Source organism: Nocardioides sp. REDSEA-S30_B4 (assembly GCF_001627265.1).
In the GTDB taxonomy this organism is placed as follows: domain Bacteria; phylum Actinomycetota; class Actinomycetes; order Propionibacteriales; family Nocardioidaceae; genus Nocardioides.
The window spans coordinates 1-10336 of sequence record NZ_LUPI01000062.1; the positions used below are offsets into that span (position 1 = coordinate 1).

Genomic DNA, 10336 nt, shown 5'->3' on the forward strand with positions numbered 1-10336 from the left:
ACCGGCGCGCAGCCGACCCCGGCGTACGCCGCGGCCCCGCCGGCGCCCGCCGGTCAGATGGGTGCCGGCCCGATCGGTCAGGTGCGCAGCACCGGCGTGGCGTTCCTGCTGTTCATCGTCACCTTCGGGATCTACGGCTGGTACTACTGGTACAAGGTCCACGAGGAGATGAAGCAGCACTCCGGCCAGGGCATCGGCGGCGCGGTCGCGCTCATCCTGGCGATCTTCGTGAGCATCGTGATGCCCTACCTCACCTCCGCCGAGGTGGGCGGACTCTACAAGCGCCGTGGGCAGAAGGAGCCGGTCAGCGGCGTCACGGGGCTGTGGTACTTCCCCGGCATGTTCATCCTCGTCGGCCCGATCATCTGGTTCGTCAAGACCAACGGCGCGCTCAACGACTACTGGAAGTCGCTCGGCGCCCAGGGCTGAGGCACAGGGTCCCGAGGCTCGCTGCGCTCGCACCTCGACCACCGATGGTCGAGGTGCGAGGAGCGTCAGCGACGAGCCACGAGACCCGTGTGGGGCTGGAGGTCCCAGAGGTACCGGCTGCCGGGCACCAGGTCGAGGTCGCGGTCGGCGCCGATCCGGTTGACGCTGGCCATCAGCTCGGTCATCCGCCGCGAGAGCTCGGCGTCGTCGCCGCCGCTGCCGTAGAACGCGTGCACGTCGTGCATCCCGGCGGTGGGGAAGAGCTCCTCCACGATCGCGTCGGCGTGCGGCGGGTCGGGGTGGCTGCCGGGCAGTGGTGAGAGGCAGCGATGCTGGAGGTACGCCGACGTCGCCTGGGTCCGGATCGCGATCGGCGTGTGCTCGACCAGCCAGCGGTGCAGCCAGGTCTCCTCGTCGAGCTCGGCGGGCCGCCGCAGCACGGCGGTGTTGGCCAGCACGTCCGCGCGGCTGCCGTCGTAGGTCTCGGCGGGGTCGACGCGCCGGCGCTCCTCCACCAACCAGCCGGCCGTGGTGGCGCCCGGGGCGCTCGTCCCGAGGTGGTCCGCGAGCGCGCCGGCCACCCGCTCCGGCTCCGGGCCCCACACGCTGACGACGGCGCCGATCGGCTCGCCGGTGCCGAAGCGCAGGGCGTCGGCGACGTGCTCGTCGTCGAGGTTCACCTGCAGGCGCAGCGCGCCGGTGGCGGCGAGTGCCTCGCGCAGGGCGGGGGCGGTCAGCGCGGCGCCGAGCCCGTCGCCCCACACGAGGAACATCGCCTTGGGAGTGCCCGCGGGCAGCCAGGTGGTCACCCGAGCAGGCTAGTAGAACGTGTTCTTGTTGTCTTCGGCTCACGGCCGTGGCGGCCGTGTGGGCTGCGGCAGGGCCTCAGGCGCTCATCGGCGACGGGGTGCGTGCCCGGCCGGGCACGCAGCATGGCCACCCGGCCGTCGGGCGCCGCGTCGTCGAGCACGCCACGCAGCATCGCGACCATCGAGTCGAGCTGGTCGGGCTCGGGCAGGTCGACGCAACCCTCGACCTCGAGCACGCCGGCCATGGGGTGGTCGTCCTCGTCGATGAGCAGCAGCCACAGGCCGTGCCTGCGGTGGGCGTCGTGCGCTCCGACGAGGTGGCGCCAGGTGCGCAGCAGGGAGACCTGGTCGTCAAGGACGAGCGTGTCGGGGCTGTAGGTGCCGCCGTCCCAGTCGGGGTCCGCGGCGGGGTCGCAGTCGGGGTGGTCAGGCAGGTCCGAGATGTCCATGCCCTCAGGCTGCCCCGCACCGGGGCCGGTCGTCGGCGCTCGTCCACAGGAGTCGGGTCCGGGGTGACCTGTGGACGGCAGGGGGGCCGAGGGTGGCCGGCCGGCGCGGCAAGGTTCATCGGCCGGCCGACGTACCTTGACGTGGGACGACGAACCTCTGTCGTCCAGCGGCAAGGTCCATCGGCCAGCCGACAAACCGCCCGAGCCCGCCAGCCTCAGACCACGGACCGGTAGACCTCCACGGTCCGCTCGGCGATGGCCGGCCAGCCGAAGGACTCGATCGCGCGCTGCCGGCCCGCCCGGCCCATCGCGGCGGCTGAGTCGGGGTCGGAGACGACGCGCAGCATCGCGTCGGCGAAGTCGGCGACGTACTGCTCGGGGTCCAGCGGGGTGCCCGTGCCGTCGGTGGCCTGCTCGATGGGCACCAGGACGCCGGTCGAGCCCGGCACGACGACCTCCGGGATGCCTCCCGTGGCGGTCGCGACGACCGCCGTCTCGCACGCCATCGCCTCGAGGTTGACGATGCCGAGCGGCTCGTAGACCGACGGGCAGGCGAAGACGGTCGCCTGCGTGAGCAGCGCGATCACCTCCGCGCGCGGCAGCATCTCGGGGATCCATACGACCCCGCCCGCGTCGCCGCGGGACTCCCGCAGGCCGGCGACCAGGCCCTCGACCTCGGCGAGGATCTCGGGGGTGTCCGGAGCGCCCGCGCACAGCACGACCTGCACCTCGGGCGGCAGAGCCGCGCACGCGCGCAGGAAGAGCGGCAGCCCCTTCTGCCGGGTGATCCGGCCGACGAAGACCACCGACGGGCGCTCGGGGTCGACCCCGAGACGACGGCACACCTCCTCGTCCGGCCGCGGAGCCCACAGCCCGGTGTCGATCCCGTTGTGCACGGTGTGCACGCGCGCCGGGTCGACCGCGGGGTAGGAGCGCAGCACGTCCTCCCGCATCGCCGCCGACACCGCGATCACCGCGGCGGCGGACTCGTAGGCGGTGCGCTCCACCCACGACGACAGGCGGTAGCCGCCGCCGAGCTGCTCGGCCTTCCACGGCCGCAGCGGCTCGAGGCTGTGCGCGGTCACCACGTGCGGCACGTCGTGCAGCAGCCCCGCGAGGTGGCCGGCGTGGTTGGCGTACCAGGTGTGGCTGTGCACCAGGTCGGTGCCCGCGCAGGCGTCGGCCATCGCCAGGTCGACCCCCATCGTGCGCAGCGCCGGGTTGGCCGCGGACAGCTCCGCGAGGTCGGCGTACGACGACGTCAGCTGCTCCGAGCGCTCCGCGCCGAACGCGTGCACGTGGGTCTCGAGGTCGTCGCGGTCGCGCAGCGCGCGCACCAGCTCGGCCACGTGGACCCCGGCCCCTCCGTAGATCTCCGGCGGGTACTCCTTGCTCAGCACGTCGACTCGCACACCGCGAACCTACTCGCCACCTCCCGGGGCTGGGGAGATGTGGTTAACGTGAGCGTCATGAGTGCCAGCGCCGGCCGCAAGAAGGTCCTCGCCATCGTCCTGGCGGGCGGTGAGGGCAAGCGGTTGATGCCGTTGACCGCAGACCGTGCGAAACCTGCGGTGCCGTTCGCCGGCATCTACCGGCTCATCGACTTCGCGCTGTCCAACGTCGTGAACTCCGGCTACCTCAAGGTGGTCGTGCTGACGCAGTACAAGTCGCACAGCCTGGACCGCCACGTCACCCAGACCTGGCGGATGTCGAACCTGCTGGGCAACTACGTCGCGCCGGTGCCGGCGCAGCAGCGCGTCGGCAAGCACTGGTACCTCGGGTCGGCCGACGCGATCTACCAGTCGCTCAACCTCATCCGCGACGAGAAGCCCGACATCGTGGTGGTCGTCGGCGCCGACCACGTCTACCGGATGGACTTCGCCCAGATGGTCGCCCAGCACGTCGAGTCCGGCGCCGCGTGCACGGTCGCGGCGATCCGGCAGCCGATCGCGATGGCCGACCAGTTCGGGGTCATCGACGTCCAGCCCGACGAGCCGTCGCGCATCCGGGAGTTCCTGGAGAAGCCCACCGACCCGGTCGGGCTGCCCGACAGCCCCGGCGAGGTGCTGGCCTCGATGGGCAACTACGTCTTCGACGCCGACGCCCTGGTCGAGGCGGTCACCCGCGACTCCAGCACCACCGGCTCCAAGCACGACATGGGCGGCGACATCGTGCCGGCGTTCGTGCGCCGCTCGCAGGCCGGCGTCTACGACTACAAGGACAACGTGGTGCCCGGTGCCACCGCGCGCGACGCCGGCTACTGGCGCGACGTCGGGACGCTCGGCTCCTACTACGCCGCCCACATGGACGTCGTCTCGCCGATGCCGATCTTCAACCTCTACAACACCGAGTGGCCGGTCTACACCTCCTACGGCCCGCAGCCGCCGGTGAAGCTGGTCCAGGGCGCCAACGGCTCGCCCGCAGCCACCGACGAGACGCTCCTGTCGCCCGGCGTCGTGGTCTCCGGCGGGTCGGTGTCCCGCTCGGTGCTCTCCCCGGACGTCCGCGTCGAGGACGGGGCGGAGGTGACCGGCTCGGTGCTGCTCAACGGGGTGACCGTCGGGGCCGGGGCGGTCGTGCGCGACACCATCCTGGACAAGAACGTCGTCGTCCCGCCCGGCGCGGTCATCGGGGTCGACCCCGAGGCCGACCGGGCCCGCGGCTTCCTGGTCACCGAGGGCCTGACGGTGCTCGGCAAGGACCAGCCCTTCCCGACCGACGCGTGAGCCGCTCCTTCAGCCGCGCCGAGCTGGAGTCCTTCCGCGACGCGGAGGTGCCCGACCTGCTCGGCGGCCCGGACGACCCGTCGGTGCGACTGCTGTTCGTCGGCATCAACCCCGGCCTGTGGACCGCGGCCACGCAGACCCACTTCGCCCACCCCGGCAACCGGTTCTACCCCGCGCTGCTGCGCGGCGGCGTGATCACCGCACCGGTCGACGCCGCGGCCGGCATGGGCGAGGAGGACCGTGCCCGCTTCCGGGCCCGCGGCATCGGCATCACCAACCTCGTGCGCCGCGCCACCGCCAAGGCCTCCGAGCTCACGACCGAGGAGCTGCGGGCCGGGGGAGCGGACCTGGTCGCGCTCGTCGAGCGGGTGCGGCCGCGGGTGGTCGCCGTCGCCGGCATCACCGCCTACCGGCAGGCCTTCGCGCTGCCCAGGGCCGTGCCCGGGCGGCAGCCGGAGCCGATGGGGCCGGCCGAGCTGTGGGTGGTGCCCAACCCCAGCGGGCTGAACGCGCACGAGACGGTCGAGAGCCTCGCAGCGGCGTACGCCGAGGTCGGCCGCGCCGCCGGGCTGCTGTAGGCGCAGCGGTGCGGGAGGCGCTCAGTCGCGCCGGACGACGAGCGCGTTGGCGACGTTGCGCAGCACGGAGTCCGAGGGGTCGTTGAGCACCTTCAGCACGCCGCGCTTGCCGCCGACCATGGTGGTCGAGCCGCCCCCGTCGAGGTTGAGCGCCTCGTCGGCGCCGAGGTCCTGCATCATCCGGGCCAGCTCGACCATCGTGTAGCCGCGGCTGTCGTCGGAGCGGCCGTCGACGGCGAGCAGCAGCACCTCGTTGGTGTCGCGGTCGATGCCCACGGCGGTGCGGGGGTGCATCTCGGAGTCGTCGACGACCTGCACGACGCCGTCGTCGATGAGCAGCTTGGAGCCGGTGATGACCAGCCGGGGCCGACCGCGCAGGCCCCACGAGACGTCGGCGTCACCGCGCTTGAGCTTGCGCAGCTGCTTCGCGCCCTCGCCCCGGCCGATCAGCACCAGCCCGTCGATCGGGCGTCCGGCCCTGAGCTTGCCGCGGTTGGCCACGACCCGCCCGCCGTGGACCTCGACCATCCGGACGTTCTGCTGCTGGCCCTGGGTGACCTCGTAGCCAGGGGTGCGGCCCCACTTGCGCGTGTAGATCCCGATGCCGCCGGGCAGCACGAAGTGGCTGTTGATGTTGGTGACGTCGGCGGCCGGGCGCTGCTTGATGCTGCCCCGGAAGGCGATCTCGCCGAACTGCGGCCGCCCCTTCTTCGTCAGGAAGAACCCCTGGTTCCACCCGGTCTCGCGGGCGTTGAGCAACCCCCTGCGCGGGGAGGCAGTGACACCGAGCGGTGCCCCGGTGCGACCGATGTCGTAGAAGTCGCCGTTGACGGCAGCCACCGCGCCCGCGTCGCGCGCCATGGTCAGGACGTCCTCGACCGCGGCGACCTTGCCGGGGTTGACCACGTCGAGGCGGATGTCGTCACGGTCGAGGTCGACGGCCAACAGGTGCGCGATGACCGGGCCGCGGGCATCGGTCTGGGTCCAGGTGGTGTGGACGACGCCGGGGCCGAGGCGCCGCTGGGTCGTGGCGGAGCGCTGCGCGGGCAGGGCCCTGCGGGCCGCGACGTACGGCGCCGGCTGACCGACCACGCCGTCGGAGCTGTGCCAGGTGGGCTCGGCCGGCCCCAGGTCGACCACCTGGTCGGCGGGGCGCGCGACGCGCTCCTCGGCGGTCGCGTCGGACGGCCGGTCCGCGCCCGGGACCGCTGCCGCTGGCGCGACGACGACGCCGCTCAGGGCGAGGGCAGCGAGGACGGACCGAGAACGCACCAGTCGATGTTAAAGGAGTGACTGATGTGACGGAAGGGCTCGTCGGGGCGGCGTGAGTTTCATCGGGGGGCCGCTGGGCCTCACGGCTTCCCGACGCAGGTGCATCGGCGGGCCGTGAGGTTCATCGGGGCGCCGATGAACCTTCGCCCAGCCGGCCCACCGCAGCCCGGCCGACCCAGCCGGCCCACCCCTCCAGCCCACTCAGCCCAGCCGGCCCGCCGTGTGCAGCACGGTGTCCTCGAGCAGCACGACGCCGGGGGTCCGGCTGCTCATGCCGGCGAAGGTGTCGCTGAGCGGGCTCGCGAGGAGGAAGAGCGACTGCCCCTCCGGCACCTCGACCCCGACGGCCGGCAGCTCGATCCGGACCTCCTCGCCGACCAGCGGCAGCGCGGCGCGGAAGGGGAGCACGTTGTTGTGCACCAGCGTCGCGTCGGCGGGAGAGGTGCCGATCGCGAGGCCGTAGAAGGCGCGGGCGTCGGCCCCGACGGTGGTGGCCAGCGCGGTGAGGTGGGACCCGCCCGCCACGGTGAGCGGACCCTCGGCCACCTCGTGGGCGATCGGTACGCCGGCGGCGGCGGTCGTGGCGACGGTGCCGACCGGCAGCTCGAGGCGGCGCTTGACGCTGCGGGTCGTCACGCACCCGGACTCCGGGGTGGCGAGGTGGAAGCGGCCGTAGCCGCGTACCTTCTTCTTCGCCCCCTTGAGCGCGCGGTCGAGGAAGGCGAGGGTCAGGTCGGTGAAGTCGCCGCCGGAGAGCTTCTCCGCGCAGGGGTCGGAGCTGACGGTGACGCCGGCGGGCAGCACGGCGGGCAGGGCGTGGCCGCCGTTGTAGGCGGTGAAGATGCTGCGCTTGCGGGCCTTCCGCGTGAGCGCCACCTTCCAGTTGGTCAGCGCCTGCTCCAGGGGGAACAGGGTGTCGGTCGTGCCCTGGCCGAACAGCACCGGGACGTCCAGCCTCGCGCCCTGCGCGACCTGCCACTTCGGGCCGTTCTTCTCCATGAAGGTCGCCATGTCCTCGGTGCTGGGCACCGAGCCGTCCGGCCAGGTGCCGGTCGCGGCACCCTCGACGAGGGCCTTGTAGACGTTCGGCGGCAGCGCGTCGCTGGGCAGCGACCCCGCGGACAGCGCGAGGGCCCACTCGGTGCGCACCACGCCCTCGGGGGCCAGGCTCTCCTCGAGGTCGTGCCAGGTGATCTGCGGGACCAGGGCGTCGACGACCTGCCGACCGGTCGCCCGGATCTCCTCGAAGGCCATGAGGAACTGGTAGCCACCGCCGTACGACCCGCCGATGGCGCCGATCCGCGGGTCGCCCTTGCGGTCCTGGATCACCCAGGGAAGCTCGCTGACCAACTTCACCAGGGCCCGGACGTCGTGGCCCTCGAGGTCGGGGTTCTCGACGTGGGTGTGCCCGCCGGACTCGCCGAAGCCGCGCTGGTCGAAGGAGAGGACGCCGTAGCCGGCCTCCAGGAACCGGGCCGCCTGGGCCTCGTCCGTCCAGCGTGACCCGCCCCAGCCGTGGGACTGGAAGACCAGCGGGACCTTCGTCTTCCGGCCGGTCGCGATGCCCGGACGGAACAGCGTCCAGCAGATCTGGACCGGCTCGGTCTCGCCCGGCTCGGGGACGCTGTCGAGGCACCCGTCGGTCACGACGTTCGCGGCCTTGCTGGTCCTGGCCGCCGCCTGTGCGCCGGTCGTGGCGCCGAGCGTGGTCAGGCCGAGCGCAGCCGCCAGGGCGGTCGCGACGGCGGTGCGGGTGGCTCGGGTGGTTCGACGCACGGGGGCTGCTCCTCGAAGGTTCGGTTGCCGGGGACAACGAGAGACGGTCGTCACAGGTCACGGGCTGCCGCGGACCGGGTCGCCGGCGGCGTACCTTCTCTGCGTGGGCACCTGGAACTCCCTGGCCGTGGGGGACAACCTCGTGGTGCTCGCCGACCTCGCCGCCCAGGGTGCGCGCTTCGACGTGGCCTACCTCGACCCGCCCTACAACACCGGCAGCGCGCTGACCTATCGCGACCGCACGCCCTCGCACGAGGAGTGGGTCGCGTCTCTGCGGCCACGGCTGGAGGCCGTGCGTGCGGTGCTCGCGCCGACCGGCGCGGTCTTCGTCAGCATCGACGACCACGAGGTCGCGCGGCTGAGGCTGCTGCTCGACGAGGTCTTCGGCGAGGATCAGTTCCTCGCGCAGGTCGTGGTCAACCTCAACCCCAAGGGGCGCCAGCTCGGGCCCGGCTTCGCCACCAGCCACGAGTACCTCCTCGTGTACGCCGTCGACCGCTCGGCCTGCGCGCTCGACGCATCCACCCCCGACACGGTCGATCCCGCCGACTTCCCGCACCACGACGAGGCGAGCGGTCGCGCCTTCCGGCTGCTGCCGCTGCGCAACACCAACAAGAAGTTCAACCCCACCACCGCGCGCACCCTGCACTACCCGCTGTGGGGCGACCCGGCGAGCGGCCGCGTCGCGACGGCCCCCTTCGACGGCGCCCGCGAGGTCGAGCCGGTCTTCGGCGACGGCACCCCGGCGGTCTGGCGGTGGAGCGCGCCGCGCGTCGACGAGCGCCCCGACGACCTGGTCTGCCGGGTGGTCAAGGGCCGCGGCGGCGAGCGGGTCGACGTCTACCAGCGCGACTGGCTGCACGCCGGGCGCCGCAAGAAGCTGCGCACCGTCTGGCTGGCCGAGGAGGTCGGCTCCACCGACACGGCCGTGGCCGAGCTCAAGGCGCTGGTCGGACCGGTCTTCGCCTCGCCCAAGCCCACCGGGCTGCTGCGCCGCGTCCTCGGCACCTACCCCGACGACGCGCGGGTGCTCGACCCGTTCGCCGGCAGCGGCACCACCGGGCACGCGGTGGCGATGCTCAACGCCGAGGACGGCGGGCGGCGGACCTGTCTGTCGATCAACCACCCCGAGTCGGTGCCGCCCGGCTCACCCGCGGCCGCCGCGGGCCTCGCCACGGTCGCCGACATCACCCGGGCCCGCCTCACCGCCGTCGCCGAGGCATACGGCGGTGGGCTGGCCCTGCGCTGAGCAGCACCGTTGCAGGGCCGGGCTCAGCCGACGCCGACCGCCTTCTCGAGGTTGGCGACCTCGTCGTCGAGGTGGGTCAGCAGCCGCTGCAGGTGCGGGACCGTGCGGCGGCAACCGGTCAGGCCGAAGCCCATCTGCCCGTCGTAGGAGGTGCAGGTGATGTTGAGCGCCATGCCGTTGATCGGGATCGACAGCGGGTAGGTGCCGGTGAGCTTCGCGCCGTTCCAGTAGTGGCTGGTGCGGGGGCCGGGCACGTTGCTGATGATCAGGTTGTACGGCGGTCGCACGATGCCCTGCATCCGCAGCAGCGGCGCCAGGATCGCGGGCGCCTGGCCCAGCGCGCTCATCGCGAGGATCTGCGTCTGGGTCATCGACGACAGCGCCTCCTTGCCGTCGCGCATCGAGAGGTGGATGCGGTCCAGGCGCTCGGCCGGGTCGCCGAGGTCGGTGGCCAGCTGCACCATCACCGAGCCGATCGCGTTGCCGCCCTCGGCCGAGGCGATCTGGGACTGCTTGGCGTTGAGGCCGACCGGGACCATCGCGACCATCGGGTCCTCGGGCAGCGCGTCGAGCTCGAGCAGGTAGGTGCGCATCGCGCCGGAGCACATCGCCAGCACGACGTCGTTGATCGTGGTGCCGGACGCCTTGGCGATGGCCTTGAGCCGCTCCACCGGCCAGTCGTCGGCCGCGAACCGGCGGGCGCCGGTGATCGACTGGTTGAAGATCGTGCGCGGGGCGTAGAAGGAGACCGCGGAGGTCTGGTTGCGCACGCCCTTGGAGAGGGTGCGGACCAGCGCACCGGGCATGCCGGCCGCCTCGGCGGCCACGCCCAGCGCCGTACGGAAGGCTGCGACGGGGACCTCGGGCAGCGTGGTCGGTGCGTCCTCGACCGGCTTGCGCTGGGGGCGGGAGTGCCGCGCCCAGGGCGCAAGCATGCCGCGCTCATCGGCCTGACTTGGCTCAACTGGTTAGTGCGTGACCTCGCCATGGTCGAGCGCGTCGAGGATGGTCTGCTGCTGGTCGGGTACGACGGGCGCGAAGGTCTGCT

Annotated in this window: 10 protein-coding genes; 4 read left to right on the forward strand and 6 right to left on the reverse strand. The window is 72.8% G+C overall.

All coding sequences use genetic code 11. From position 1 onward, the window contains the following. A partial coding sequence (locus A6R01_RS12080; RefSeq protein ID WP_292606182.1) for a DUF4234 domain-containing protein occupies window positions 1-429 on the forward strand: 429 nt, incomplete at its 5' end. A gap of 65 nt (window positions 430-494) precedes the next feature. Here the strand turns inward: A6R01_RS12080 and A6R01_RS12085 are convergent. From A6R01_RS12085 to glgA, 3 genes are all read right to left on the reverse strand, one after another. Next, window positions 495-1238 (reverse strand): hypothetical protein, encoded by a 744-nt coding sequence (locus A6R01_RS12085; protein ID WP_292606184.1) that lies wholly within the window; start codon window positions 1236-1238, stop codon window positions 495-497. Further along, on the reverse strand, window positions 1235-1687 hold the full coding sequence (locus A6R01_RS12090) for a hypothetical protein (protein WP_292606186.1): 453 nt from the start codon (window positions 1685-1687) through the stop codon (window positions 1235-1237). Before A6R01_RS12090 ends, A6R01_RS12085 begins: the two co-directional genes overlap by 4 nt. A 215-nt stretch (window positions 1688-1902) precedes the next feature. Further along, window positions 1903-3099, reverse strand: coding sequence for a glycogen synthase (gene glgA / locus A6R01_RS12095; protein WP_292606188.1), 1197 nt, complete (start codon window positions 3097-3099; stop codon window positions 1903-1905). A gap of 57 nt (window positions 3100-3156) precedes the next feature. On the opposite strand from glgA, the gene glgC reads away from it, so the two are divergent. Both glgC and A6R01_RS12105 read left to right on the forward strand, forming a co-directional pair. Further along, window positions 3157-4413: a glucose-1-phosphate adenylyltransferase gene (gene glgC / locus A6R01_RS12100; RefSeq protein ID WP_292606189.1), complete on the forward strand. Its 1257-nt coding sequence runs from the start codon at window positions 3157-3159 to the stop codon at window positions 4411-4413. Then, on the forward strand, window positions 4410-4991 hold the full coding sequence (locus A6R01_RS12105; RefSeq protein WP_292606191.1) for a mismatch-specific DNA-glycosylase: 582 nt from the start codon (window positions 4410-4412) through the stop codon (window positions 4989-4991). Before glgC ends, A6R01_RS12105 begins: the two co-directional genes overlap by 4 nt. 21 nt (window positions 4992-5012) lie before the next feature. Here the strand turns inward: A6R01_RS12105 and A6R01_RS12110 are convergent, their stop codons facing one another. After that, the gene (locus A6R01_RS12110; protein WP_292606192.1) at window positions 5013-6263 is read right to left on the reverse strand and encodes a phosphodiester glycosidase family protein; all 1251 of its coding nucleotides are present in this window, start codon (window positions 6261-6263) and stop codon (window positions 5013-5015) included. Between the two features lie 201 nt (window positions 6264-6464). After that, window positions 6465-8039, reverse strand: coding sequence for an alpha/beta fold hydrolase (locus A6R01_RS12115; protein WP_292606194.1), 1575 nt, complete (start codon window positions 8037-8039; stop codon window positions 6465-6467). Window positions 8040-8142: 103 nt separating this feature from the next. Between A6R01_RS12115 and A6R01_RS12120 the strand changes: the two genes are divergently transcribed. Continuing rightward, on the forward strand, window positions 8143-9288 hold the full coding sequence (locus A6R01_RS12120; protein ID WP_292606196.1) for a site-specific DNA-methyltransferase: 1146 nt from the start codon (window positions 8143-8145) through the stop codon (window positions 9286-9288). A 23-nt stretch (window positions 9289-9311) separates the two neighbouring features. On the opposite strand, the gene A6R01_RS12125 is transcribed toward A6R01_RS12120, so the two are convergent. Further along, a complete protein-coding gene (locus A6R01_RS12125) occupies window positions 9312-10223 on the reverse strand; it encodes a WS/DGAT domain-containing protein (RefSeq protein ID WP_292606198.1) in 912 nt (303 codons plus the stop codon). Window positions 10224-10336: the final 113 nt, after the last annotated feature.